A 25282-nucleotide genomic window follows, 5' to 3' on the forward strand; every position below is an offset into this window, starting at 1 on the left:
AAGGAGATGGAAATGATCGAAAAATTTTTTCAGACGGATTCGAGTTGGATCCTTACTTTCGTGAGAATTGCGCTTGGAGTCGTGATACTTCCGCACGGTCTTCAAAAATTGTTAGGATGGTTCGGCGGATTCGGATTCGGCGCGACGATGGCTTTTTTTCAGTCGCAAGGAATTCCTTCCGCGATCGCGTTACTCGTCATCTTAGCGGAATCCTTCGGCGCGCTCGGATTGATCCTCGGATTTGCGACCAAACTTTCGGCTTTCGGAATCGGACTTACGATGATAGGCGCCGCAGTTTTTGTTAGAGCCAACGGATTTTTTATGAATTGGTTCAATACACAAGCCGGAGAAGGATTTGAATATCATATTCTTGCAGCCGCGATGGCGTTCGTTCTTCTGATCGGAGGCGGAGGAGCGTTGTCCTTGGATGCTCTGATCGGCGAAAAAATTAGATGAGAGCGAAAGTTTAAAAAAACGATTCCGGGCGGAGCGATTCTACCCGGAATACGGGTTTGATACGATCTCTTTTTTTCTGGACTGGCTTTAGCGTGTTCCCCGTTATCTTTCGGAAGGAATCATTGAAGGAAGATTTTGAATTGAAACCTACAAAATAACAGATGGAAAGAATATCCTGCCCGGAAGAGATAGGAACCAAACAGCCGATCGGAATGCCGGTCGCACCCCATCCTTGGTGTGCGAAAAACGCTTCGGAAGTTGACGACTTGGTCGAGTATATTCTAACTCTCTAAAGTATTTAAAAAGGATTCGATCGAACCCAAGGTCTCGGTTGAATCCTTTTTTCCGTAAATAGGTTGAAATCGATTTTTTAAAGAGGTCGGTTTTGGATTTCTATTCTTGTCTCGCCAAATTGACGATATCGGAGACCTCGATCGTATTCTTCTTATATCCTTTTTTAACTACGCCTAACATCGCCTGTCCTAATTCCGCAAGGGTTGTGACTTGTTTTGGAAAAAAAAGTCGAAGCGCAGGATAAGCCCAGCTAAAATATTTATAGTATGGGAGAGTATTTTTTAATCCAGGGGTGGGGTGCATATATCCCGGTCTAAAATTAAAAACCGCTTTAAAGCCGACTTTCAAAAGGTCGTTTTCAGTTTTTCCTTTCACCCTCGCCCACATAACCTTTCCCTTTTCGGTGGTGTCGGTTCCGGCTCCGGATACGTAACAAAACGTCAGATCGGAACTTTGTTTTAAAAGAGTCTTTGCAAAGTGTAAAGTCAGATCGTGCGAAATTTTATGATACTGTTCCTCATTGAGTCCGATCGAACTTACTCCAAGACAAAAAAAACAGGCATCGTATCCTTTTAGTCGAGGTTCAATGGGAGAAAGATCAAAGAAGTCTTCAAGAACGATCTCTTGGATCTTAGGATGTGTAAAACCTCCGGGTTTTCTTTGGATCAAAAGTATGGATTCTACGTCGTCGTCTTGGAGGCATTCGTGCAAAACGCCTTCTCCCACCATTCCGGTCGCGCCGGTGATGATCGTTTTTATTTTCATGTTCAATCCTTTGAATATTCCATTTTATCAATCTAGTTGAGTAGAACGTATCGGATCTTGCGCCGCCGTTTTCCAGGGAAGATTCGGCCACCAACGGGAAAGATCTTTGTTTGTATCGGGTTCAAAACTTTGGCCGGGTTTCGGAGTAAGAACGTTTACGTTCAATTCCTTTGCCTTAACGAGAACTCTTTCGATCGGCTCCGTCCATCCGTGGGCCGCGAGTTCGAAAAGGGCCCAATGAACCGGCAACAAATTTTTTCCTTTGACCATCCGGTGAGCGATAACGGCTTGTTCCGGTCCGATATGCCAGTCGGGCCACGCCCGGTTGTATTGTCCTACTTCGATCATCGTAAGATCAAAGGGACCGCATGTATCGCCGATCTCTTTCATCGCGGGAAATAAACCAGTATCTCCCGAATAATATAATCGATGTTTGGCGCCTATAAGAGCATAACCCGCCCAAAGGTGTTTGTCCTTGTCGAAAAGAATTCTGCCGGAAGCGTGTCTTGCGGGGGTCGCGACGATTCTCAGGTCTCGGATTTGAACGGATTCCCACCAGTCCAGTTCTATAATCTTAGAATCTTCGATTCCCCAACGTAAAAGATGTTGTCCGACTCCGAGCGGGACGATAAACGTCGTACCTTTTTCGTTCAATGCAAGAATTGTTTTGTAATCCAGGTGGTCATAGTGATCGTGCGAAATCACCACGGCGTCGATTTTCGGAAGATTTTCGAAAGCCAAGGGAGGAGCATACCAGCGTTTCGGACCCGCCCAAGTCAACGGAGAAGGGCGGTCCGACCAAATCGGATCCGTAAGAATTTTATAACCGTCTATTTCGACTAACGTGGAAGAGTGTCCGAACCAGGTGACCCTAAGTCCGCTGGCAGGTTCGATTTGATAAAGATCGGGATCCGGTTTGTCTATATTAAGATTTTCGAACGGACTTGAAAATTCACTTTTACGAAATAGGGTAAGTAGACTTTCGGAGATATGGTTTACCAACGGCTGAGGATTTACAAACTGACCGTCCCTCCAGTGGGGAGAGGTTTTTTCCCTCTCGTTTGAGGCGGTCAAACTCATACAAGTGTAAACGCTAAAGACAAAGGTTGAGGAAATTGTAACGATGGAAATCCACCGGATCGCTTTTAGAATTTTGATCACTTTTTTATTTTTTTTCATAACGATTCCCCAGTGGTGTACATAAAATTCGAACGGCGACGTTGATTCCTTCTTTGAATTCGGCGCGGGAACCGGAAGAGTGTTTTAATCCGATCGAAGTCCGGTTGAGAGTTTCTACGAGATCCTTAACTTTCAAACCCGCCGCTGAATAGAAAGATTTTAAGTCCGATTCCTGGATTGTTTTCCCGATCCCTTTTAAAAACCTTTCTTCGTATTCGTAGATCGTAGGGCCGACCAGATTTTTACCGGCTTCCACAAGATCGGAAGCGCCCGAAGCGAGCATTCCTACGTATTGTCCCATCCAAGCGTCGAAGGCCGAGGCGATCCTTTCTTCTATCGAAAGCTCGTTGTCGTTTAATATTTTTTTCGCCGCATCCAAGGAGTTTTGCAGAGTATTTTGAACTACGGCCCGAAAGAGATCTTCTTTTGTCGCGAAGTGGAGATAGAGACCTTGTCTGGATACATCCGCCGCTCTCGCCACCTCGTCCATAGAGGTTTTACGAAACCCGTATTTAAAAAATACCAGTAGCGCGGAATTGAGTATTTCAGTTTTTCTATCGATCGATTCGGTCGGCTTTGGGCCCATTTGTCAAACTTTACAAAATAGACATTAGTTGTCAAGTTGATTTCAGGATTCTACCCGAAGTATCCTGGTTCGATTTTGAAAAGCCGGTTTTCTAAAATAAAAGGTTTCACCGCAATTTTATCAGCGGTGCGCCATCATTCGATTTTTTTTAGCCCATCTTTCCGGAATCAGAAGAAGGCGGTCTTGTTTTGGGATCTCGTTTTTTTTTCGAGCTTCGAATTCTCACAAAAGGAAGGGACCGAATACAATACCTCTTTTAGGGAATGGAAGAAATCGGGGGAAGGAAGGAACGCGACCACAAAGGCGGTCGCTACGAATTCCAAGTTATCGAGAGAATTTTTTCTTTTTGGAAGATTTGTTTTTTGTAATTTGACGGGTCGCAGGTTTGACGAGTTTTTTATCCGAAGGAGATTTTTTTTGAATCGTTTGTTTTTTACTAAACCGTTTCAAAAGAAAGGCGCCGATCTCTTCTCCCTTTTTCATTCCTAAGTCCACGGTTTCCTTGAGTTTGGATCCGTTTGTTGTGACGAGCGTCACGGGCAATTGATTCTCCGGAGAGATCATGTGAATCTGAATTCCTTTCGGAGGTTTTTGTGCGACTTCGCGGGCGATATTAAAATGGTGATGATGCCAACGGCTCATCAAACGCGCCATCTTCCAATCCTTCGGGAAGGACAAAAAACTCGTAAGAAATCCGAATGGAGGAGACACTTTTTCAACGGGAGAATTTAAGACAATCGTAATGTCTGTATAACCGGCTTCGATCAAGTCTTCCAAGGGAAGAGGATTGAGAACTGCCGCGTCCGAATAGAGGGTTCCGTCCACTCTGTGTTTTCCTCTGGTGGCTATCGGAAGAGAAGTAGCCGCTTTCAAAAGATCGAATATGTTTGAAGTCGTGGCCCTCACGTATTCGATACTTCTCGTGTGAAGGTTGCTCACTGCGATTCTGAATTCAGGAAGACCGAATTTTTCAAAGTTCTCGGCGGGAAGGGGATACTTTTGTCCGAAAAGATCGTCCACAAGATATTCCTGATCCAAAAACGTTTTTCCTCGAAAAGGATGAAACGGAGAGATGAGTTTACGGCCGGCCAATTCGAAATACCAAATCGCGAGAGTTTTTAAACTTTTTTCAGGCTCCGGTTTCGGCATCGTAACGTAGTAGGCCGCGGAACACGCTCCCGAGGAAACTGCGACAACGAGGTCGAAATACTTAGGGGAAAGAATCGTATGCAAAGAATGTAATGCTCCTCCTGCGAAAGCGCCTTTCATACCTCCGCCTTCGACGAGGAGGGCCCGTTTGTTACCTTTTGCGAGAGGGATTCTCATACTGCGGAACCTACCGCGACGGATTCCGATTCTTCGTCGTTTTCGCTCGCACCTTTTTTGTAAATGAAAGGATAGGTCAGATTGGTAAGAGTTGCGATGTCGTGCATACGTTCGTGTAAGAATTCTTCCGGATCCTGATTGGGATGGAGATGTTTTAATTCTCCGATTCGAATCGTAAGTTTTGTTCTTCTTAAAAAACCTCTCGGTTCGTAGTCCAAACCCAGACATAGAACCGGAAGCGGGGCTTCCGGTTTTCCGACGATAAATCGAAACGCGCCCGCTCTTCCTCTTCCCATTTTGTAAGGTACGGTCGTCTGTTCCGGAAAGATCACTAACATATTACCGTTATATAATACTTTTCGAGCGAAGAGAAGATCCTTTTTGCTCTTACGGGGTTCCAGTCGGTTTAACGGAATTCCTCCGCATTTTAGAAAGAAATCAAAGAAGATAGGAGCGGCCATAGAATCTTTCATAACCGCCCAGATACTCCAGCGGACCTTATAGAGGGCTTTGGAAAGACCCAAGGGAATATCGTCGTTTCTCTGGTGTTTGGCGAGGACCAAAACGGTTCCGTCTTTGGGAACGTTATGAAGTCCGTGGACTTCGGCTTTGTAAAAAAGACTTCCGTAGAATCTACCGAACCAATCTAAAATTCTTCGAACCCGATACGAACTTCCCGGGTGCAAACCCGGTTCCGCATCGGGGGCCTTGTATTTTTTATGCGATCGTTTTTCGTTTGGTGAGGAATTTGCTGATTTCATACTTTAAATAAGAGCCACACTGTCAGAGTAGGTTGCAAAAAAAAGAACATTGTTCGTTACGAATCCGAGATTTTTACGGAACGGAAGACTCGTATTTTTACGGTCCTTCCGTTCGAGGCATATCCTTACCCGCAAAGTTCTTTGAATCTTAAGAAAAATCTGTCGTAACAACGACAGTCCTCCGTAAAAGGAAAGCCCCGCGCTTGAGTTTTTTGGGCGGGGGGTCCGGGAGATTTTCCTATATCAGAGAATTATAACGTTGCAAGGAATATTCTCTCTCAGAGCTTTTGTAGGAACTCTTACAGAAAGTAATACTGGGATCCTTCTTCATTCGAAATCGCTTTTTTAACTTGTGGGTAAGGATATGGTTAGAGGTCGTGAATTTGAGCAAAAAGGGCGAGGATCTTTCCTTTTCTATCAGTTTGCGGATCTAAAAGAAAAGATCGCGGCCTCTTGGGAATTTTCGAAAAAACGATGACTTTCGGTTTTAACGATCGAACGTATATACGGCTCCGGAATTCACGGCAGCGTCGTCGTCTGTTGCGGCGTTAGGTGGAGTATTCGGAGCGAAGAAGTTGAGAACCTGCGAACTGTCTTCCCCGCTCGCGCCGATTACGATACATTCGTTCGAGACTCCGACTGCGGTCCCAAATGAGTCCCCGGTTCCACCCACATTCTCCGCGTTAGGCGCTTTGAGAAAGGAGCGTAAATTCCAGCCGGAATCCGATCTGTGAAAAACATACGCGGCTCCGGCATTCGTAACGGTGTCATCATCGGTCGCAGACGTCGGAAAGGCGGAGGGCGAGTTTAGAACCGAAGAAGACGCGCCGTCTTCTCCCCCGGCTCCTACGACGATGATATCTCCCAAGATCGCGACGTTGAGTCCAAAACCATCCCCAACGCCGGCGAAATTTTCCGCGTTAGGCGCCTTTAAATAACTTTCCCAAGACCAAGTCGAACCGGAACGGACAAAGACATAGGCCGCGCCGGCGCCGGTTGCTCCGTCGTTGTCACCCGCTGGAGTCAGACTTGGACCTAACACATTGACCACACTTCCTTGGTTGCTGTCTTCTCCGCTGGCGCCGACTACGATACGATTTCCCGAGATCGCAACGCTGACTCCAAATTGATCATTACTTTCCGTGTTCGGAGCTTTTAAGTAAGCCTCCCAGGCCCAGTTTCCTCCGTTTTTGCGGAAAACATAAACAGCCCCTGCTCCAGTGGCAGAATCATTGTCGCCTGCAGGTGTGAGACCAGGACTAGGCGCGTTGGAAACGGAAGTCTGATTGCTCCTTTCTGATTTAGCAGCGACGGCAATCGTATTTGAATCTTCTGATATAGAAACGCTCGAACCGAAATTATCCCCGGCTTCCGCATTGGGAGCTTTGAGATAGGCCTCAAAAGCCCAGGTGGTTCCCGTCCTCGCGAATACATAAGCCGCTCCTGAATCCGAGGCATTGGTATTACTCACCGGAACCGCAGGAGCATTTGTGACGGAAGTCTGATCGTTATCTTCAAAGATGGCGCCGACAACCGCTGTGTCACCTGAGACGGCCACGCTGATTCCAAATTGAATCGTGCTACCGGACGTTGGGGCCTTTAGATACGCTTCCAATCCCCAAGTGTTTCCCGTTCTACGGAAAATATAGGCGGCTCCGCTGTTTGCCGCGCTGTCATTGTCGCCGGCCGGAGTGAGACCTGTAAAAGGTGCATTCGTGACCGTTGTTTGATTGCTATCCTCTGCGATGGCTCCGACGATAATCGTATCTCCGGAAATGGCGACACTCGTTCCAAAAGCGTCGCTTATTTCTGGATTGGGGGCTTTGAGATACGCCTCGAGAACCCAAGAAGTCCCAACACGACGAAAAACATAAGCCGCTCCGGAACTCGAAGTTCCGTCGTTGTCGGTTGCGGAATCCAAAACAGGGCCTGGAAAGTTGGTGACCGTTGTCTGATTGCTATCCTCACTTTGCGCTCCTATCACCATCGTGTCTCCGGAAATTGCCACCCTGGATCCAAAACCATCCCCATTCCCTCCGAAGTTTTCCGCATTGGGAGATTTGAGATACGAACCCCAAAAAGAATTCAAGGCTTGGATCGTGATATCGATGGACGTACTCGTAGAACCGTTTTCGTTTGCCGCGGTGAGTGTATAAGAAGTGGAACCTTGTGCGGTTGTCGGAATTCCTGAAATTTCTCCGGTGTTTGGATTCAAAGATAAACCGTTCGGAAGCGCCGGGCTGATGGAGAATGTTGTAGGATTTCCAGTAGAAGTAGGTTGAAGCGCGGTGATCGAAACATTCTTTACAAACGTGAGAGAAGAGTTTGAAAAACTTAAACTTGGAAGAAGCGGGTCTTCCGTCGGCAATGGACGCGAACCCGAGATCGGATTTCCCAGTAAAACAAGAGTATCGTTTGTGGATTGATCGGGAAGACAAGCGGAAGTAAGGATTCCGAAAACACAACCGACCAAAAAAAAAGATAAGAATGACGAACCACAAACTCTTTCTTTCATCCGATTCCCTTCCTTAATTTTAAACAAGAACATTTCTTATGGAAAGATTTGGCTCTTGTTGTTTGCATAGAATACGAAATTCGAGACAAAATTACAGCCTGAGTTATAATCTATAAATTCCTTCCTTATAAGCCTTCCCGATGTTTGGCAAAATTCTGCGGTTTTCCATAAATTTTAACACAAAGCCTTGAATAAAGGCATCCTTTGAGGAATAGGAAGAAACTTGGATGTGGAATGGAAATAGGAAAAATCAATTCCAAAAAAACGATCGAGTTCAAAAAAGAAAACAAGAACTAAAAATACGATCTAAAAACGTTCTGATATATAAATAAAATATAATATACTTCCGTAGACGATTGCGAGAATATTCAATAGGACAAAAAGAAGAATCACTTTGAATTTTAGCAATGGATTGAACGCTCAGGACAATCAACGTACAAAACCCGAATTCTTTACAGCAAATTTTGATTCTTCCCAATCACATTTTTTGATTCGATACGATGTTTTGAAGGTAATAAGGTTCTTTTCCCAAAACCGGGACAGAACCTTGCAGTTTGATCTTTCTAATAAAGTAAAATTGAGTTTTGAGACGGCTGAAAGATTTTGAATTGTGATTCTCATCTTTGAAACGTTCAAAGATTCAAAAATCGATTCAGAGCAAATCGATTCCGAATTTTTTTAAAAGAAGCGCAAAACTCCAATAGAGGAGCAGGGTTGATACGATCGAGGTTTGGAGCGCGGACCGGAAACCGATCGATTGGTGGATTTTCGGAAAGAAAAGGCGGATAGATTTCGAGAACCCGGGATACCATCCATCCAATCTTTCCGTTATAAAAAATAATCCTTATATTCAAAAAATCTGTTGATTTTGAAACGGAGTAAGCGTTTAGTCTTTGGCTCCGCTCTTTTATGAGAGCGGGTTTTGAACAAAACGGTTCTTGTCCAAGCGTAATCGCGCTGAGACAAACTGAAATCCTATTCACCGAGAGTAATTATGGACTTACGAGAATTGATTCATTCCAAGGTTTCACCTGGAAGAAGAATGCGGGCGGTTATCGTAATCGTCGCGATCTCTTTTTTGATCATCCTTGTCGACTTGATCGGGAGGAGTGATTGGATCCAAGACCTAAGGGCGAAAGTGGAATTGTATGATCTAACTCAGAGAAAGATCGAATTCTGTAAAACTTCCTTTTTGATCACCGACGAATCTAGATATACGTTTCATTCTTCCGTTTTAAAATCCTTCCCTGAAACTACGTTTCAAAATCTGGAAAAAGTCGAAGGACTCGATTCGAAAACGATCGATTCGTTTCTTACCTGTCTCGAAGCGCAGTTCGTCAACGTGATGAGTTTGAGTTCCGATCAGAGAGTTTATTCCGCAGAAACAAAACTTTCCAGCTTTGTCTGCGATCGATTTTTTTGCTCCGAAGAGCAGAAATTCTCACCAACAAGAAGGTCTTTTCTTGCGGAACTCTGCAAACTCGAACAGGGAAAATGCGAAGAATGGAAAGAAAATTTACATTCTTTTCAAAAAGGAAACGGAAGAGAATATAAGGTTTCTTCCTCCGTCGCATATCTTTATCTCAACGACTATTACAACTACGACAATTGGATCGTAAAGTTATGGAATGCGATTCTCAATTCTTCGAATCTTTTTAGAGTTCTTTGGAACGATATCTTTCTTTTTGCATTGATCGGAGCTTTTGTGGTTTGTATTCTCGCGTCGATCATCTTACTTTTGGGTTTTTTAAAACTGATTTTTTCCTTTCTTTTCGGAGAACACGGGATCTTGGATTTGGATCTTATGTTTATAGAATGGATCAACACCAGTATCAAAAAGATCGCGGGAGGAGATACGGAGATCAGCAAGTATTTTCAAATCGTTTCGCTTCTTCTTGCGATCGGCGTAGGAGGTTATCGGATCAACGAGGGGGTCAGTCAAACCGACCAAGAACACACAAAGTTAAACAACGACGCGCGTCTATTCGAGGTACAGAGAAAGTTGTATTTGGAACATCGATTTCTTTTGGGTTGCAGATCCTTTCTTTCGGATAAGAATTCTTCCATCGTCGATAAGTTGTATGATAAGATCGTCTTTACTAACGATTCTTACAATGACTCTCGGGAACTCTTTCAAAACGGCGCAGAGTTTGCAAAGGATCTAAAGGAAATTCAAGAACCGGAAATCGCAAAGGATCTAAAAGAATCCGGCGTTCATCTCGCAAACGGGGAATGTTCGGTAAACGCGCTTCGCGCTTCCTTTCAAAAACTTAGAACAATCATCGAATACGAAAACAACGTCCTCAATCTAAAAGTTAACGTGGATTCTCAAAACGACAAAAACGGAAACATACTCAAAGGAACGATCCGCAAAGGTTTGGAAGGTGCGAACAAGATCGCGGAAGAAGGATGAGATTTTTTTGCATGTTTTGGAAAGGACGCGGGTTCGAAAGGAAAAGGAACTCCGAATCGGTTTCATGACAAATGTCAGTTTTTTCTTTTGAAATAACGATTTGTTTTCGTATCCGGTTTATCCTTTGTGGAATACAATGAGTTGGAATCGTTTCCAAGTTTGAAAAGGTGTGTGATTCATCAAAATGAACAAAACATTGGTTTTTATAAAATTGATTTTGACTTCTCGCTGGGGAAGAACGGCTTCGATCGGAGTTTTTGCGGCCATTCTTATTTTTGGATCCTATCTCGTTTTTCGGGAAAAAAGAACTGAAATCGCTCCGAAGATCGGCCCGATCGTAGAACTTGTTTATTCTTTAGGAACTGTAAAATCCGATCGGGTGTATCATCTCAAACTCGGAGTTACGTCTTCGATTCGTAAGATCTTTGTAAAGGAAGGGGAAGTGGTGCGGGAAGGGCAGGAACTTTTGATTTCGGATTCCGGAACCGGTTTTCGCGCTCCCTTTTCCGGTACGGTTACTTCGCTTCCGTTTCAAGAGGGAGAAGTTGTGATGCCGGGAGCTCCGGTTCTTACGATGATGGATTTAAAAAAGATTTATATCCTTTTGTCCTTGGATCAGGATTCGGTGCTTAGAATTCGCCCGGGTCAAAGAGCGGAATTGAGTTTTGAAACGATTCGTGGAAATAAAGTCCTTGGAAAGGTAGAAAGGGTCTATCCTTCCGACGGACAATTTTACGTAAGAGTGGACGTAGATTCTATGCCCGAGGGGACGCTTCCCGAAATGACCGCAGACGTGGCCGTAGAAGTCGCGAGAAAAGAAAACGCGCTTTTGATTCCGGTGAAAGCCGTGGAAAAAGGAAAGATACGCGTTAGACGAAACGGAAAGGTTCTCTACGTAGAAGCCAAGGTCGGCGCGGTCGACGGAGAATGGTGCGAAGTCCTGGAGAATTCCGTCTTGGAAACCGATACAGTTTTTTTAAACGGGGGACGTTAGTCCACTCGTATGTTCTTTTTAGCAATCAGACAACTGATCAGTAGACCTCAACAGACGTTTCTTACGTTTTTAGGAATTCTTTTGGGAACGGCGGGTTACGTAGTTTTTTCCGGTATGATGCTCGGGTTTCAGGAATACATTACGGATCAACTCGTCAACAACGACGCTCAGATTCGTATTTCACCTAGGGACGAGGTTTTAAAAGAGGAAAGTTTCAAAGGTGTTTTTTTCGACGGCGACTTTGTACGTTGGATCAAACCTCCTTCCGGCAAAACCGATTCCACACAGTTGACAAACGTAAAGGGTTGGTTTTTAAAATTGGATCAGGACGAAAGAGTGGAAGCATACGCGCCGCAGCTCAATCGACAGTTGATTTTCAAATTCGGAAAACAGACCCTACCCGGAAAATTGCAGGGAATCGATCCTGTAAGACAGATGAAAGTGACCACGATCGGTAAATACGTGGAGAAGGGAAATCTGAAAGACCTCGATCGCGGCGGAGACATCATCTTTGCGGGCGCTGGGCTGTTGGAACGTCTCGGTGCGGAAGCGGGGGATATCGTCCAAGTAGTTTCTCCTAACGGTACGATATCCAACGTAAAGGTCGGCGGGATCGTAAGGGTGGGAAATCGGATGATCGACGAGGTTTCAGTATACGCATCCCTTCGCACCGTACAAAGAATCACGCAGGCGAACGGGATCGTTTCCGAGATCGCGGTCCGTTTGAAGGACGTTTCTTTTGCCGCGGAAGTCGCGACCGAATGGTCCTTTTTTACGAGGGACAAGGTTCAGAGTTGGGACCAGGCCTATGAAAGTATATTATCCGTATTCAAAACTCAGAATATAGTTCGGGATACCACGACGTTCACGATCATTCTGGTCGTCGCCTTCGGTATCTACAACGTACTAAACATGGTGGTGAATCACAAAAAGAAGGAGATCGCGATCCTGCGTTCGGTTGGTTTTGACGAAGGGGATACGATTCGATTGTTTATCATTCAAGGACTTCTTTTGGGTTTGATCGGTGCGATTTTCGGATTGATTCTCGGAGCCTTGGCCTGTTATTCCCTGGACGGATATCCTTTGGGAGGGGCGAATCAAAAAGGACCGATGATCAACGTGATGAAGATATCCTGGAATTATACGATCTACATAAACGCGTTTCTTCTTTCCGTCGTAACGAGCGGGATCGCCGCCTATATACCGGCTCGTTCCGCTTCCAAGTTGTCTCCGGTGGAAATCATTCGAGGTAGTACGTGAACCAAAAACAACATTCAAAGACCGTTCACACGGAAACAAAACATCCGGAAGCATCTTACGCGTTGAGCTGCGAGTCCCTGGTAAAATCCTTCGGAGAACCGCCGACGCAGGTAGTAAGAGGGGTTTCGTTTCAACTTAAAAAAGGGGAATTCGTTTCTCTTACGGGAAGATCGGGTTCCGGAAAGTCGACTCTATTGTATATGTTGAGTGGATTGGATCGTCCAAGTTCCGGAAAAGTGTTTTTAGACGGAAGGGATCTATTTGAGTTAGAGAGTAAGGAGACCCATACGTTTCGAAATCAACACATCGGATTTGTGTTTCAGTTTCATTATCTTCTTCCCGAACTCACGGCGATAGAAAATATTCTTATGCCCGCGAGGAAAACCGGAACCGAAGGAATCAAAAAAGAATATGCAAGAAATCTGTTAAATCAGTTCGACCTGGAGCACTGCAGAGATAAATATCCTTCGCAGATGTCCGGAGGAGAACAACAAAGAGCCGCGATAGCAAGGGCTCTCATCATGAATCCCACATTTATCTTTGCGGACGAACCGACGGGAAATTTGGATACGGCGAACGGCGATAAGGCGATGGAAATTTTAAAACATACCAATACGGAGAATGGAACGACGGTGCTTTACGTAACTCACGATCCGGAATACGCCGCCTTGGCGGAAAGAAGGATTCACATGGTGGATGGAAGTATAGAAACCGATCGTTCTCAAAATCACAAACGGGAAAAGAGCCATCCATAAAATTAAAAACGATCCTTGGATCCCGAACGGATCAGAGTCGAATATGTCGTTTTTCGTAGTATTTTTTGGCCGCGGCGATGATTTCGGGATCGGAGCTCTGATCCAGAACGATTTCAGCAAGAACCATTTTGGAAATAGCTGGATGATGTTTTTCCAAAAAAGTAAGAAAATGAGTCTTAGCCAGTCCGGGGCCTGAAATCAGGAGATCTTCGTTCGGTGAAAGGTTTGCGGCCACTTCTTCAAAAAAACGTTTGAGATCCTCGTTTTGAATCAGGTTGAAACGATCCGGATGATGGTCGTGGTGTTCCGGTTTCCCCTTATGGTGAATGATCTGAGTGTCCACGGTGTCTTTGCTCAAAACAAACTTCTTCGCAACCGACTGATCTAACCAGAGAATACAATGAGGCATGGTTCTTCCTTATCTTTCCTGCGGCGAGGCCGACATTCGGATCGATCTATTAAAATGGAAAAAAAAAATACTTCAAGTTGTATTCGATTCATTTCGGAAAATATGAACTCAATAAACGACGCTCTTAGGTAATATTTCGACGAAAGGAGTTCTATTCGAAAGAAAGACAATCCTCATGAAATCCTAAACCGATTTAAGAACTAAGGAAAAAAGGAGCGCCCGTAAACCTTTGCTGAAAAAAAATAATCGCATATGAAATTCAATTCGGGCGTGCCCATTTCCCATTCTAGAATTCGTTCAAGGTTCAAAAAAAGGATTCGAAAAATCGAATGGGAAATGGTCGCGTCCCTCCAGGCTCGGGCGTTCGCCCTCGTCCTCTTAAGAGGACGCTTCGCGCCTTACGGACCGCTCACGCGGAAAAAACAAAACTAAAACTTAAAAAAGCTATTTCTTTGTCATTCCTTTGACAAAGACGAAAGGAACTTAAAAAAGGATTCGAAGCGTTTTCCTTTTTAAGACACTACATTATAAGTAAGTTCTTTCTCGAAAATTGTCCGGAGAAAAATCGATTGAAATAAATTATTTTGCATGGATACTTCTTCGAAAAATTGGGATCCGTTCCCAATCAATAAGGAACCGGGTTTAAGAACGGAGAAACGGTAAAACGGATCTGCGTTTTTTTTCTAAGACATTTCGCGATTCTTATCCTAAAGGAAGCAGGAAAAGGGAAATGGAATCGGATCGAAAAAAAGAGAATAGAAAAAGTTAGAGGAGAATGGGAAAGTATGCGACTGTTTCCAATAAATTTACTGATTCGAACGTTGGCGATTGCCTCATTATTTTGGATCGCTTCGTATCCGAGCGCGCAAGGACTTGATTTACAGAATTTGGTCAGCGGCGCTGATTACCCCGTCGAGAACGTGGACTACTTTTTACAAAATGTAGGAACTGCAACAATAGGTTCGGACCAGAACGGATGTCATTCTCAAGGGATTAAGTTTGACGGAAATTTCTTCTACACCTCTTGTATGGATACTAACGGAAACGATACGGCTTATTTATTCGTTCATGATAAGTATGGAAGGTTGATAAAAAAATTCAGCGCAGGTTCTTCTTACGATCATCCGAGCGGGATTTTTTATTACAAAGGTTGGGCCTATGTCGGATTTACGAGTAACGGGATCGACATGAAATCACAACTGTATCGTTTTAACGGATCCGGGACGGTTCAGAACCAGGGATTTTTTGACCATTCCGTCGGTTTTGTGGGACAATCTATACCTTATCCGAACGACTTGAATTTTACCGCTAAAACCCGATACTATTCCTACGATCAATACTACGAAAGACAGTGTAATTATACGGACGGGAGTTGCGGAAGTTATTCCAACGTAACCACAGGAAACAATATCAATAGCGCGGGACAAGACGGGGTCCAGGACTGCGACGTATATTACAAAAATGGAGGATGGTACAAGGCCTGCATTTTGTTTTCTTCCAGTCCGAATCGAATTCGAGTTTGGAAGGGAAACCAGTCCAAGTTAGGTCCCGATAATTCCCTGACTACATATACGATGGCATATCAACCGGGGCATTCGGGCGGGTTTTCTTTTTACACGGATCCAAACGGAAAAAAATGGATCGTCACAACTCCGGCTCCCGACACAAACAGAAGGTATTGTCAAGGTTGTGCACTTGTGGGTGGAAATAATTGCGCCTGCACGGACAAGAACAATCGTCAAAGAGTTCGATTCTACGCTTATGATCGTTTTCTCTGGCCTTCCGGTCCGAATTGAGTTTTTTCTTTCTTTCAATCGGATAAAAAACTTCGGATAGAAAGGTCGGGGGCTTTTTTAGAGGAGTTCCCACGTCTTTCTATCCTTCCCATTTCACCGGAGGAAAATTCTTTTTCCCATTCTAAAATTTACTTCGCTTCCCAATTCGTTGGAAGTTCCCTTTTTTGAAAGGGAACGGGTTTTCCAGAAGCGGTCTTTGAGAACAAACGATTCTTAAGAATGGTTTGTTTAGACACAAGAACCACGATTGCCAGGATCAGGATCCGAAGTTTTAGAGCCGACTCCAAAAAATTGCAGGATACAAATCGTTTTTCGGAAGAATTCGGATTTTTCACAAATCCTTAAAACTGTGGGAACTCCTCCGGTTTTCAACCGAAGGGGTCAAACTCGTAAAAATCGAAATACCAAAGGAAGATCTTTTGAAAAAAAAACTCTGATTTCTTCTTCTTTGTGATTCGCGGTGATGGCGATCCATTCTCCATAAATCCGGATTGGGAATAGAATGAGGACGAAAGCTTTGATTGGATCTTTGCTGTTTTTTAGAAAATTGCATCACAAGGAATCGATTATAAACTAGCCTTTCGCCTCTTATAATCGAGGAAGAATATAAAACTTCTTTCTCGTATCTTCTTTCTATGCTTTCCTTTTGAAATTTTCTTCCTCTGAGAGAAGTCCGGAAAAGAAAACGAATATCAAAAAGAAAAAGAACGGGAGAGGAACCGATGCAAAAAAGAAAAATCATAGTATCCGTCTCTTCCATCCTACTCTTTTTATTCTCTTTAACCGGTTGTCTCACCGAAAATCGGGATGGAAACGATTGGATCATTCCGCTCGGGAACTTAAACCTCGGGAATTCATCCAACGGCGATCCAAGCGTCGATCTCCGCTTTAGCTATCCTTCTTCTTCCTATCAGTTTGTAAAAAACGAATCCATACCGATCTTTAAACCCACCAGCGTCGAACCCGTGGATCACTATTCGATCTCTCCTTCGATTCCGAGCGGCTTGTCATTTGATCCGATGACCGGTGAAATTTCAGGAACTCCGACTTCGGATTTTCCACCGACTTCCTTTTATGTTACTGCCTTTGATTTGCAAGGTCGCTCTTCACAAATCAGCATCTCCTTGGAATCCAAGGCTCTCGATTGGGAGAATCAGTCTTTTCTCAAAGGTTCGAATCTACTCGCCAATCATTACCTCGGTGTGAGCGTTTCCTTGTCCGGAAACACGGTTGTCTCCGGCGCGTACGGGGACTCAGCTTTTACGGGCGCCGCTTATGTTTTTACAAGAAGCGGAAACAACTGGACGCAAGAGGCTTATCTTACGCCGCCTTTTCCAACGAACACAGATATTTACGGAATCAGTGTTTCCATCTCGGGAGACACGATCGTCGTGGGGGCGCCGCTCGAAGACGGAAATCAAAATTTTATTTCCACAAACGGAATCAACGACGAGTCTCTCATGGCCTCGGGAGCCGCCTACGTCTATCGAAGAAACGGAGCGACTTGGAATTTAGAGGCCTTTCTCAAACCGAGCAACCTGGACGCGGGAGATAATTTCGGGAGATTTGTTGCGATCAACGGAGATACGATCGCCATCGGATCTCCAAGGGAAAAAAGCACGGACCCAACTCTTTTGTTCGGTACGAACGCAAGCGCGGACAACACCGGAACAAATACCGGCGCGGTGTATGTATTCAAAAGAACCGGAACCACATGGGCGCAGGAAGCTTATTTAAAATCGAATAACCCAACGGCAAACGATCAGTTCGGATCTGAGATCGCGATCTCAGGCGATACCTTGATCGTAGGCGTAAGCCAGGATGATACCGTCGCAGTGAATTCGGGAGCCGCTCACGTATTCAAACGAAACGGAAACGTTTGGTCGAGAGAGGCTTATTTGAAAGCCTCCAATCCGCTCGCAAATGCGATATTCGGCGTATCAGTAGGTTTATCCGGAGATACGGCCATCATCGGAGCTTCCGGTCAAACCGGAGGAGGAGCCTCCTATATTTTTAAAAGGACCGCTAACGTGTGGGCGGAGGAAGCCGTTTTGATTGCGCCTAACGCGGATGCCAGCGATCAATTCGGAAAGGCGGTTGCTGTCTCGGGGGATACGGTTGCGATTGCGGCTCCGAACGAATCGAATTCCATTACTACGATCCTCAATCGTGGAACGTTGCCGAACTTATTGGACAACGGCTCTTTGAATTCGGGTGCGGTTTACGTTTTTCAAAAGGAGAACAACGCCTGGGTTTATCGATCATTTATCAAAACCTGGAACGCGGATCCTAACGATCGAGTTTCCAATACGATCGGAGGTCCGGCCGGAGAATACGGAAGTCTTTCGATCGAAGGCAATTCGATCGTCCTGGGAGCTACTGAAGAAAAAAGCGGTACGACCGCGCCTTCTCCGTTGCCTCCGATCGGAGACAATACAAGAACAAGAGCGGGTGCCGTCTACGTATTTGTTCGGTAAGAATCAGAACGTTCTTATTAGATTTTTAGAATGAAGTAATGTACGGTCTTTTTTCAAAGGATTCTCTAAAATTTCGAAAACCTCTTCGATACAAAAAATCCATCGGGTAGATCGGAAATCCGCGGTCGACTAGATCCAGATCCTTTCCGTTTTTTTTCGGTCCGAAAGTATGGATAGGAATGTACAAACAAAAGTCCGTCCGATCGCAGCGGAAACGTTTCCGGAGACCGGTTTTTTTTTGTGAGTTCTTTTTTTGAAAAATTCTATCGTATCAAGGGAAATCTTTTAGGCGGACGATTTGTGGACAACGGCCCAATCCCCTCTGATACGATTTTGTATCCTCTTTCACTTTCCAGCAGAACTGATTCTTCCAAAAGAATTCGAAAGGCTCGGCTGACGGACTCCGGAGTCGTTCCGAGTAAGGAAGCTAACTGCTGTTTGGTGATCGGCAGGAAGATGAAATCTTCGGCGGCGCCGGCTTCCATAAGAAAAATGAGAATCCTCTCCTTTACTGAATATAACTGATTTTCCAGAACCTTGCTCCGAAAGTAGCTAACGTGTTCGATCGCGAGTGCGGAAAAAGAGAAAAGCGCGTCTATATTCTTAAATAAAAAGGATTTGAATTCTTTTTTCGGAAAGTGAATCAATTCCCCTCCGTTCAAGGCCTCACAAAACAAAGGATAAACACAAGGTTCCTCCGTTTGAAAGACGAGTTGTGTCGCGATAAATTCTCCTGGATAAAAGATCTTTAATATCATCTCCCGTCCTTCCGAATTCAAAGAATAAACTTTAAAAATTCCGGAGACTACTTCAAAAAAACCTAAATAAGGATCCTTTGCGCTGTAGACTCGATCCGTTTTTTGATAATTTTTTCGAACCCCGAGCAATTCGAGTTCGTTTCTGAATTTTTTTTGAATCTCCGCCCAGTGTTTATTTCGAATGGCCTTGAGGATCGGTTTTGTGGTTCGCATAACAATTCCCTAAGTATCGGCTTTTGCGGATTCTCAGGTAAGTATAGTAAAATACTATAAAGTTGATATAGATCAAGGACAAAAAATAAATTTCTGTTATTCTACCGGCCTGAAGATTTCCTTCCGAGGAATTTTGAGGATCTATATACTTTGGTAAAAGGAATGAAACATGCTTACTAAGTTCCAGGCAAAATTATTTTTTCTTCTCGGAACCGCTTTGTTTTCCGCCGTATTTTTATTTCTCACTTTCGATTCCATGAGATACGTCTATTCGCACGAATCGAATCGAAACCTTTCTCCAAGCGTACTCCGAGGTAAGGAAATCTGGGAAAAGAATAATTGTATGGGTTGTCATACGATTTTGGGAGAGGGGGCTTATTACGCTCCTGAACTCACAAAGGTTTATGAAAGAAGGGGAGCGGAATGGATTCGCGTTTTTTTAAAAGATCCCGAAGCGATGTATCCGGGTGAAAGAAAGATGGTAAAATATAATTTTACCGAATCTGAGATCGAAGACGTAATCGCATTCTTAAAATGGAATGGAGAATTGGATCTGAAAGGTTTCCCTCCAAAGCCGGACTTTAAACAGGAAACAAAAACGGTCAATCTTCAGTCCGCGAGTATCTCACCACCCGAAAAATTCAAACAGATCTGCACCGCTTGTCACGCGGTTGGAGGCGTAGGCGGTAACGTCGGTCCCGCCTTGGACGCAGTAGGCAACAAATACGACGTCGCTTATCTGGAAAATTGGCTAAAGGATCCTCAGAAGATCAAACCTGGAACCGCTATGCCTAAGTTGCCTCTGAGCGACTTGGAAATCAAAGATCTTACGAAATATTTATCTCAGTTAAGATGACGACGAAAAGGATTCAAAAGTGGAGCGATCATGAAATATAAATCTCAAAAAATAGCCTACTGGTTTTTTGCAACTTGTATGTTACTTTTATCTTTACAATTAGTTTACGGATTTCTAATGGCTTTTGCTCGGATGGGTTTTGACGGATTACACGAATGGATTCCGTTTAACACCGCAAGGGCGACACACACCAATCTTCTGGTAGTATGGCTTCTTACTGGTTTTATGGGAGCCGCGCATTATATCATTCCGGAAGAATCGGGTAGGGAACTCTATTCCGAAAAATTGGCTTACGCACAACTCATTTCGCTTATCATTGTGGGAGTCGTTTCGATCATCGGATTCCATTTTAATATCTGGGAAGGACGAAAATTTTTGGAAATACCGAGACCTCTCGATTATCTTGTCGTGATAAACGTTCTTACGTTTCTTTTCAACATAGGGATGACCGTTTGGAAAGGAACAAAAAGTTCCACAACGGGACTCGTTTTGTATTTCGGTTTATTTTCTGCGGCGCTTTTGTATTTACCCGGTATGATTCAGTTTAACAGCCAGACCGTGGATTCTTATTTTCGCTGGTGGGTAGTTCATCTTTGGGTGGAAGGTGTTTGGGAACTCATCATGGGAGGTATCCTTTCTTTTCTTCTTATCAAATTGACCGGAGTGGATCGTGAAGTGATCGAAAAATGGCTCTATGTCATCGTAGGTTTGACTTTTCTTTCGGGAATCTTAGGGACCGGGCATCACTATTATTTTATCGGAGTTCCCGAATACTGGAAATGGATCGGAGGATTTTTTTCGATGCTCGAACCTCTTGCGTTTTTGGCGATGGCAATGTTTGCGATTTCCATGTATCGTAAGAGCGGCAGAAATCATCCGAATGCGATCTCGCTCTATTGGACCATCGGAAGTGCGATCATGTCCTGCGTGGGAGCCGGGTTTTTAGGATTTGCACATACCCTACCACAAGTGAATTTATACACGCACGGAACTTTGATTACCGCGATGCACGGACATCTCGCGTTCTGGGGGGCTTATGCGATGATCGTACTTGCGATCGTGACTTATGCGATGCCTCTTCTCACGGGAAGAAAACTCTGGAACAACCCGATGGGGTTGTATGCGTTCTGGGCGTCCAATATCGGTATGTTGGGAATGACCGGAGCCTTCGCCGTCGCGGGGATCGCGCAGGTTTACTTGGAAAGAAAATTCGGATTGGACTTTCTGGTAGTTCAGAAAGAGATTCAAGTTCATTTTTTGGGACTCACGTTAGCCGCCACTCTTTTCACTTCGGGGATCATAGCCTTTATAGTCAATTTTATTCGTTTTGGTCGACCGACGGACGAGGCGTTGAACGCGGAAGATACATCGGGGGATATCGTTCTTAAATTGAAATGAAGAATTCTCCGAATAACGAAGACACAATTCAACTGCGGGAAGCGGTTGAATTGCCCTTTTACAAAGAGACCGGTCACGAGGTCGTCACATTCGAACACGCTCATAAAAACAAACTCCCGCTCTTGATCAAAGGGCCTACCGGTTCCGGCAAATCTCGGTTTGTGGAATACATGGCCGCAAGAATGAAACTTCCTTTGCTGATCGTTTCTTGTCATGAGGAGACGTCAGCAGTGGATCTGTTGGGTCGTTATCTCATCCAAGGAACTGAAACGATCTGGCAGGACGGCCCCCTAACAAGAAGTATACGAATGGGCGCGATCCTTTATATCGATGAAATCGCCGAAGCCAGACCCGATACGATCGTTGCGATCCATCCTCTTACGGATTATAGAAGGGAAATTTATCTGGATCGTAGAAACGAATCGATCAAAGCTCCCGATTCTTTTATGCTCGTTGCGTCGTACAATCCGGGATATCAAAAGGGCTGGAAAGAATTGAAACCTTCCACAAGACAAAGGTTTGTCTCTTTACAATTTGATTATCCGAAGTCCGATGTCGAAGAAACGATCGTAAAGGGTGAAACCGGAATTTCGCCGGAGTTTGCAGGAAAACTCGTCAGACTCGGCGGGAAAATTCGCAACCTAACCGAGCTAGGACTCACGGAATCCTGCTCTACACGTTTGCTCGTGGACGCCGCGAAGATGATAGTAAGCGGACTACCTCCGCGTTTGTCCTGCGAAGTTGCGATCGTACAACCTTTGTCTGACGATCGGGATATCGTGAACGGCCTCAAAGACTTGGTTTCTTTGTTGATGTAACGTTGCAGTGGGTTGGGAAGAATTTACATTCAAACATCTCTATGGATTCGCACAAGGATGGTTCGGAAACCGGGTAAAATTCGATTCGACCGAAAATCGTATAACTCTTTCGCAGATAAAAGATCGTCTTTCGGTTCTTGCAAAAGCTCTCACAGGAGAAAATATAGAAATCCTGACCGCGGAAAAAGTCGGAGGTTATCAGAAAAATCGATTCTTTCTTCCAAACGAGTATTTTCACGGACCTAATAAAATTAAAAACATTGAATTTTATATTTTTAGAATATTATATCTTTTTATTCAGAAAAAACTGAGCTTAAACTGGACGGACGGGCTCGACAAGGGAAAGGAAGAGTCGCTACAAAAAGCGAAGGAGAATCATTCTTTTGTCCTGGAAAATCTCCGTAGAGTGTATCCGGATTCTTGGGACACGATCTCTTCCGTAATCGAAACTGAAATTGAATTCCAAAAAAAGAATATTCAAAATTCTAAAATCGAAACCGATCTTTCTTACCTGCACGGAATGTGGATGTCCGCGCCATCGGATAAGAATATCCTGAAAAACACGGCTCCTCCGGATCCAGGGTCGATACTAAATGATTTGATCGAAACCGAGATCGAAGGAATTGCGAGGGAAAGGATCGAATCCATTGAAATCGATAAAAAGTCGCAAGCGGACTACACCCTTCAACATCATTTTGAAAAGGTGGATACGATCGAGGAGTTTAATGGCAATTGGAGAGACTTCGACGGTTCGGACGAACTTTCGGAACAAAAGGACGCGCTTCAAGAATTGGATTTGAGGAATACGGTTCGATCCGAAGATCCGACTCATTCCATCTTTCGAACGGAATTCTTATTCGGATCGATTCTTCCCGAGATTCAAGACACTAAGTCGAGTGAAAAGTCGATTCCTTACGACGAATGGGACGCCTCCAAAAAAAAATACAAAAAAGGATACTGTAGGGTTTTTCCCCGGGAACTGATCGAGGAGGATTCCGTTTTTTGCGGTAAAACTCTTTCGGAAAACAATTCCGTCTTAAATACTCTACGGTCCCGGTTCAACCGATTTGTGAACGAACGAACGGCAGTCAAACGCCAGTTAGACGGAGAAGATTTGGATTTGGATTCGATCGTCGATTATTTTACCGATATTCTTTCCGATCGAACTCCCTCGGAGAGAATTTATATCTCCGGAAGAAAGACGTTAAGGGATATATCGATTTTAGTTTTGATGGATACGAGTCTTTCCACGGATTCCTTCGTGGAAAACCGGCGAATCTTAGACGTGGAAAAAATTTCTTTACTTTTATTCGGTCAACTCTGTTCGGAATTCGGAGATCGATTTCAGATCGATTCTTTTTCCTCCAGAACCAGAAATCATTGCGACTATTTCTCGATCAAAAAATTCGAAGACCCTTGGGCGAAGGCAAAAAATAGAATCGGAGCCGTTCAAGCCAGCGGTTACACGAGAATCGGTCCCGCGATTCGTCACGCTTTGACGGGAATCAGAAAAGAGACGAGCGCTAAACGTTGGATTCTTCTTTTATCAGACGGTAAACCGAACGACTACGATCGATACGAAGGTAGTTACGGAATCGAAGACGTTAAACAGGCGATTCGGGAATGCGAAAAATACAAAGTAGGTTTTTACGCGCTCGCGATAGACAAACAGGCAAAACAGTATCTTCCGGCAATGTTGGGACATAGCTCGTATCGAATTCTTCCGAATCCGTCGCATTTACCGGACGCTCTCACGGACTTTTATATGAAACTTTTAAGATAGATTTTTGGATCCGAGACGTCCGATTTATGACAAGAATTGAATTTTAGAATATTTTAAAAATTGAATCCTTTGGGAAACGTGATAGAATTGCCGCCGTCGCTTAAGAAATAGAATGGAAAAAAAATTACTCAGAAAAACGGCTTCCATCAACGAAGACGTAAAGGCCATTTCCTCTCTTGCCTTTGGAATTCGTGTAAAGGCGTTAAACTCTATTATTTTATCGGTTCACGCCGGGAGCGCCGCGAAAGGTTTTGGAGTGGTTGCTCAAGAAATTATTTCTTTTAGCAAGGCGACCACGAGGATCACTGAGGAGCTTACTAAAGTTATGTATTTTTTGAGCCGAGAAGCGAGTCATCAGGTTAAAAATAGAATCGCTTTTGAAAAGGCGAAAAAAATAGAAAATTACGGAAATAAATCCGGAGCCCTAAAACAGATGATACGTTCTTTCGAATCAAAGGAAGTCGATTTTCAAAAAAATACTTTTTCAATTCAGAATTCGATGTTGATTCGAACTAAAAATTTAATACGACAATGTCTGGATGGGAAGGTGATCAGTCTTCAGGCGAAAATCGAAAGTGAATACATCGGAGCGGATAAAACGAAGGCAGGGGCCGTCGCCGAAAAATTCTCCGCGTCGATCGATTCGATAGAAAATTTAGCAAAAAAAATCTTGGATGGATGGAAAAATGAAAAGAATGGAAACGATTTATTCCAGTCAAGATTATAGTTGGTCTGTAATCGCGAGAGATCCCGATAAACCGGGTTATATCATAGATACGAACGAGTATCTTATCGTTTCTTCCGGTCAAGGTTTGCTCACTGATCCGGGAGGAAGCGAAATTTTCCCGGAAGTTTTTTCGGCAATCTGTGAAAAATTCGATCCGACTCAAATCACGAAGATTTTTTCAAGTCATCAGGATCCGGACATCATTTCCTCTCTTTCACTTTGGCTCGAGGTAAATCCGGAAATCAAATGTTATCTGAGTTGGCTCTGGTCCAGTTTTGTTCCTCACTTCGGAGGTAAGGAGGATACATTTATTCAGATTCCGGATCCCGGAATGGACGTCGTAATCGGCGATCATACGTTACGCGCAATACCGGCTCACTATTTACATTCTTCCGGAAATTTCAATTTGTATGATCCGAGCGCGAGAATCCTGTTTAGCGGGGATATAGGCGCGTCTCTTTTGCCTCCCGAATTTACGGATCTATTCGTTACTGATTTCGATAAACACACTCGATATATGAAGAAGTTCCATCAAAGATGGATGGGATCCAACGAGGCGAAAAAAAAATGGATAAAGGAAATTCGAAATTTAAAAGTCGATATGATGGTTCCACAACACGGCGCGCTTTTTCAAAAGGAAGAGGTTCAAAATTTTTTAGATTGGTTCGACGAATTGGAAGTGGGAATTACGGAAAACTGATCCGATGATCCACTGAGAAAAATCATCGGATCGAATCCTTGCC

23 protein-coding genes are annotated in these 25282 nt (G+C 44.1%); 14 read left to right on the forward strand and 9 right to left on the reverse strand.

Translation table 11 applies throughout. The features are described 5' to 3' along the window. The first annotated feature begins 12 nt into the window (after window positions 1–12). Together JWG44_RS17560 and JWG44_RS22490 are read left to right on the forward strand one after the other, a co-directional pair. On the forward strand, window positions 13–456 hold the full coding sequence (locus tag JWG44_RS17560; RefSeq protein WP_205276293.1) for a DoxX family protein: 444 nt from the start codon (window positions 13–15) through the stop codon (window positions 454–456). A 161-nt stretch (window positions 457–617) separates the two neighbouring features. Beyond that, window positions 618–749, forward strand: coding sequence for a hypothetical protein (locus tag JWG44_RS22490; RefSeq protein WP_269752219.1), 132 nt, complete (start codon window positions 618–620; stop codon window positions 747–749). Between the two features lie 100 nt (window positions 750–849). Here JWG44_RS22490 and JWG44_RS17565 read toward each other — a convergent pair whose 3' ends face one another. The 6 genes from JWG44_RS17565 to JWG44_RS17590 all read right to left on the reverse strand — a co-directional run bounded on the left by JWG44_RS17565 (window position 850) and on the right by JWG44_RS17590 (window position 7882). Next, the gene (locus JWG44_RS17565) at window positions 850–1515 is read right to left on the reverse strand and encodes a Rossmann-fold NAD(P)-binding domain-containing protein (RefSeq protein ID WP_205276294.1); all 666 of its coding nucleotides are present in this window, start codon (window positions 1513–1515) and stop codon (window positions 850–852) included. Between the two features lie 27 nt (window positions 1516–1542). Then, entirely contained in the window at window positions 1543–2694 is a 1152-nt protein-coding gene (locus tag JWG44_RS17570; protein WP_232371711.1) for an MBL fold metallo-hydrolase, read from the reverse strand. Continuing rightward, window positions 2681–3280 (reverse strand): TetR/AcrR family transcriptional regulator, encoded by a 600-nt coding sequence (locus JWG44_RS17575; RefSeq protein ID WP_205276295.1) that lies wholly within the window; start codon window positions 3278–3280, stop codon window positions 2681–2683. The genes JWG44_RS17570 and JWG44_RS17575 overlap by 14 nt, the downstream gene beginning before the upstream one ends. A 324-nt stretch (window positions 3281–3604) precedes the next feature. Beyond that, window positions 3605–4606 (reverse strand): patatin-like phospholipase family protein, encoded by a 1002-nt coding sequence (locus JWG44_RS17580; RefSeq protein ID WP_205276296.1) that lies wholly within the window; start codon window positions 4604–4606, stop codon window positions 3605–3607. Next, window positions 4603–5367: a lysophospholipid acyltransferase family protein gene (locus JWG44_RS17585; RefSeq protein ID WP_205276297.1), complete on the reverse strand. Its 765-nt coding sequence runs from the start codon at window positions 5365–5367 to the stop codon at window positions 4603–4605. The genes JWG44_RS17580 and JWG44_RS17585 overlap by 4 nt, the downstream gene beginning before the upstream one ends. A 487-nt stretch (window positions 5368–5854) precedes the next feature. After that, window positions 5855–7882, reverse strand: coding sequence for a putative Ig domain-containing protein (locus JWG44_RS17590; protein WP_205276298.1), 2028 nt, complete (start codon window positions 7880–7882; stop codon window positions 5855–5857). A gap of 994 nt (window positions 7883–8876) precedes the next feature. Here JWG44_RS17590 and JWG44_RS17595 point away from each other — a divergent pair. The 4 genes from JWG44_RS17595 (at window position 8877) to JWG44_RS17610 (ending at window position 13304) form a co-directional block, all read left to right on the forward strand. Next, window positions 8877–10295, forward strand: coding sequence for a hypothetical protein (locus tag JWG44_RS17595; RefSeq protein WP_205276299.1), 1419 nt, complete (start codon window positions 8877–8879; stop codon window positions 10293–10295). A gap of 184 nt (window positions 10296–10479) precedes the next feature. After that, on the forward strand, window positions 10480–11289 hold the full coding sequence (locus tag JWG44_RS17600; protein ID WP_205276300.1) for an efflux RND transporter periplasmic adaptor subunit: 810 nt from the start codon (window positions 10480–10482) through the stop codon (window positions 11287–11289). A gap of 9 nt (window positions 11290–11298) precedes the next feature. Beyond that, window positions 11299–12549: an ABC transporter permease gene (locus tag JWG44_RS17605; RefSeq protein ID WP_205276301.1), complete on the forward strand. Its 1251-nt coding sequence runs from the start codon at window positions 11299–11301 to the stop codon at window positions 12547–12549. Window positions 12550–12611: 62 nt separating this feature from the next. Further along, window positions 12612–13304 (forward strand): ABC transporter ATP-binding protein, encoded by a 693-nt coding sequence (locus JWG44_RS17610; RefSeq protein WP_232371729.1) that lies wholly within the window; start codon window positions 12612–12614, stop codon window positions 13302–13304. A gap of 31 nt (window positions 13305–13335) precedes the next feature. On the opposite strand, the gene JWG44_RS17615 is transcribed toward JWG44_RS17610, so the two are convergent. Then, window positions 13336–13713 carry an eRF1 domain 2 gene (locus tag JWG44_RS17615; RefSeq protein ID WP_205276303.1) on the reverse strand — a complete coding sequence of 126 codons (378 nt, stop codon included), beginning with the start codon at window positions 13711–13713 and terminating at the stop codon, window positions 13336–13338. Window positions 13714–14498: 785 nt separating this feature from the next. Here JWG44_RS17615 and JWG44_RS17620 point away from each other — a divergent pair. After that, the gene (locus JWG44_RS17620) at window positions 14499–15509 is read left to right on the forward strand and encodes a hypothetical protein (RefSeq protein WP_205276304.1); all 1011 of its coding nucleotides are present in this window, start codon (window positions 14499–14501) and stop codon (window positions 15507–15509) included. Window positions 15510–15637: 128 nt separating this feature from the next. On the opposite strand, the gene JWG44_RS17625 is transcribed toward JWG44_RS17620, so the two are convergent. After that, the gene (locus JWG44_RS17625; protein ID WP_205276305.1) at window positions 15638–15844 is read right to left on the reverse strand and encodes a hypothetical protein; all 207 of its coding nucleotides are present in this window, start codon (window positions 15842–15844) and stop codon (window positions 15638–15640) included. Between the two features lie 387 nt (window positions 15845–16231). Here JWG44_RS17625 and JWG44_RS17630 point away from each other — a divergent pair, with 387 nt between their 5' ends. After that, window positions 16232–17986: a putative Ig domain-containing protein gene (locus JWG44_RS17630; RefSeq protein WP_205276306.1), complete on the forward strand. Its 1755-nt coding sequence runs from the start codon at window positions 16232–16234 to the stop codon at window positions 17984–17986. Window positions 17987–18249: 263 nt separating this feature from the next. On the opposite strand, the gene JWG44_RS17635 is transcribed toward JWG44_RS17630, so the two are convergent. After that, the gene (locus tag JWG44_RS17635; protein ID WP_205276307.1) at window positions 18250–18957 is read right to left on the reverse strand and encodes a Crp/Fnr family transcriptional regulator; all 708 of its coding nucleotides are present in this window, start codon (window positions 18955–18957) and stop codon (window positions 18250–18252) included. Between the two features lie 169 nt (window positions 18958–19126). Here JWG44_RS17635 and JWG44_RS17640 point away from each other — a divergent pair, with 169 nt between their 5' ends. From JWG44_RS17640 to JWG44_RS17665, 6 genes are all read left to right on the forward strand, one after another. After that, window positions 19127–19813: a c-type cytochrome gene (locus JWG44_RS17640; protein WP_205276308.1), complete on the forward strand. Its 687-nt coding sequence runs from the start codon at window positions 19127–19129 to the stop codon at window positions 19811–19813. A gap of 30 nt (window positions 19814–19843) precedes the next feature. Then, window positions 19844–21211 (forward strand): cbb3-type cytochrome c oxidase subunit I, encoded by a 1368-nt coding sequence (locus JWG44_RS17645; protein WP_205276309.1) that lies wholly within the window; start codon window positions 19844–19846, stop codon window positions 21209–21211. Continuing rightward, a complete protein-coding gene (locus JWG44_RS17650) occupies window positions 21208–22029 on the forward strand; it encodes a CbbQ/NirQ/NorQ/GpvN family protein (RefSeq protein WP_205276310.1) in 822 nt (273 codons plus the stop codon). The genes JWG44_RS17645 and JWG44_RS17650 overlap by 4 nt, the downstream gene beginning before the upstream one ends. A 7-nt stretch (window positions 22030–22036) precedes the next feature. Then, window positions 22037–23812: a nitric oxide reductase activation protein NorD gene (locus tag JWG44_RS22565; protein ID WP_205276311.1), complete on the forward strand. Its 1776-nt coding sequence runs from the start codon at window positions 22037–22039 to the stop codon at window positions 23810–23812. 112 nt (window positions 23813–23924) lie between these two features. After that, window positions 23925–24539 carry a hypothetical protein gene (locus JWG44_RS17660; protein WP_205276312.1) on the forward strand — a complete coding sequence of 205 codons (615 nt, stop codon included), beginning with the start codon at window positions 23925–23927 and terminating at the stop codon, window positions 24537–24539. After that, complete coding sequence (locus JWG44_RS17665) at window positions 24499–25239, forward strand: oxygen-binding di-iron domain-containing protein (protein WP_205276313.1); 741 nt, start codon at window positions 24499–24501, stop codon at window positions 25237–25239. Before JWG44_RS17660 ends, JWG44_RS17665 begins: the two co-directional genes overlap by 41 nt. The last annotated feature ends 43 nt before the right edge of the window (window positions 25240–25282 follow it).

This window comes from Leptospira ainazelensis, from assembly GCF_016918785.1.
Taxonomy (GTDB): domain Bacteria; phylum Spirochaetota; class Leptospiria; order Leptospirales; family Leptospiraceae; genus Leptospira; species Leptospira ainazelensis.

Excerpts from the sequence above, each read along its gene's own strand:
- JWG44_RS17585 (WP_205276297.1), bottom strand. The coding sequence starts at position 5,367 with ATGAAATCAGCAAATTCCTCACCAAACGAAAAACGATCGCATAAAAAA.
- JWG44_RS17615 (WP_205276303.1), bottom strand. The coding sequence starts at position 13,713 with ATGCCTCATTGTATTCTCTGGTTAGATCAGTCGGTTGCGAAGAAGTTT.
- JWG44_RS17565 (WP_205276294.1), bottom strand. The coding sequence starts at position 1,515 with ATGAAAATAAAAACGATCATCACCGGCGCGACCGGAATGGTGGGAGAA.
- JWG44_RS22490 (WP_269752219.1), top strand. The coding sequence starts at position 618 with ATGGAAAGAATATCCTGCCCGGAAGAGATAGGAACCAAACAGCCGATC.
- JWG44_RS17580 (WP_205276296.1), bottom strand. The coding sequence starts at position 4,606 with ATGAGAATCCCTCTCGCAAAAGGTAACAAACGGGCCCTCCTCGTCGAA.
- JWG44_RS17560 (WP_205276293.1), top strand. The coding sequence starts at position 13 with ATGATCGAAAAATTTTTTCAGACGGATTCGAGTTGGATCCTTACTTTC.
- JWG44_RS17640 (WP_205276308.1), top strand. The coding sequence starts at position 19,127 with ATGCTTACTAAGTTCCAGGCAAAATTATTTTTTCTTCTCGGAACCGCT.
- JWG44_RS17665 (WP_205276313.1), top strand. The coding sequence starts at position 24,499 with ATGAAAAGAATGGAAACGATTTATTCCAGTCAAGATTATAGTTGGTCT.
- JWG44_RS17620 (WP_205276304.1), top strand. The coding sequence starts at position 14,499 with ATGCGACTGTTTCCAATAAATTTACTGATTCGAACGTTGGCGATTGCC.
- JWG44_RS17595 (WP_205276299.1), top strand. The coding sequence starts at position 8,877 with ATGGACTTACGAGAATTGATTCATTCCAAGGTTTCACCTGGAAGAAGA.
- JWG44_RS17650 (WP_205276310.1), top strand. The coding sequence starts at position 21,208 with ATGAAGAATTCTCCGAATAACGAAGACACAATTCAACTGCGGGAAGCG.
- JWG44_RS17660 (WP_205276312.1), top strand. The coding sequence starts at position 23,925 with ATGGAAAAAAAATTACTCAGAAAAACGGCTTCCATCAACGAAGACGTA.
- JWG44_RS17635 (WP_205276307.1), bottom strand. The coding sequence starts at position 18,957 with ATGCGAACCACAAAACCGATCCTCAAGGCCATTCGAAATAAACACTGG.
- JWG44_RS17605 (WP_205276301.1), top strand. The coding sequence starts at position 11,299 with ATGTTCTTTTTAGCAATCAGACAACTGATCAGTAGACCTCAACAGACG.
- JWG44_RS17600 (WP_205276300.1), top strand. The coding sequence starts at position 10,480 with ATGAACAAAACATTGGTTTTTATAAAATTGATTTTGACTTCTCGCTGG.
- JWG44_RS17570 (WP_232371711.1), bottom strand. The coding sequence starts at position 2,694 with ATGAAAAAAAATAAAAAAGTGATCAAAATTCTAAAAGCGATCCGGTGG.
- JWG44_RS17590 (WP_205276298.1), bottom strand. The coding sequence starts at position 7,882 with ATGAAAGAAAGAGTTTGTGGTTCGTCATTCTTATCTTTTTTTTTGGTC.
- JWG44_RS17575 (WP_205276295.1), bottom strand. The coding sequence starts at position 3,280 with ATGGGCCCAAAGCCGACCGAATCGATCGATAGAAAAACTGAAATACTC.
- JWG44_RS17645 (WP_205276309.1), top strand. The coding sequence starts at position 19,844 with ATGAAATATAAATCTCAAAAAATAGCCTACTGGTTTTTTGCAACTTGT.
- JWG44_RS17630 (WP_205276306.1), top strand. The coding sequence starts at position 16,232 with ATGCAAAAAAGAAAAATCATAGTATCCGTCTCTTCCATCCTACTCTTT.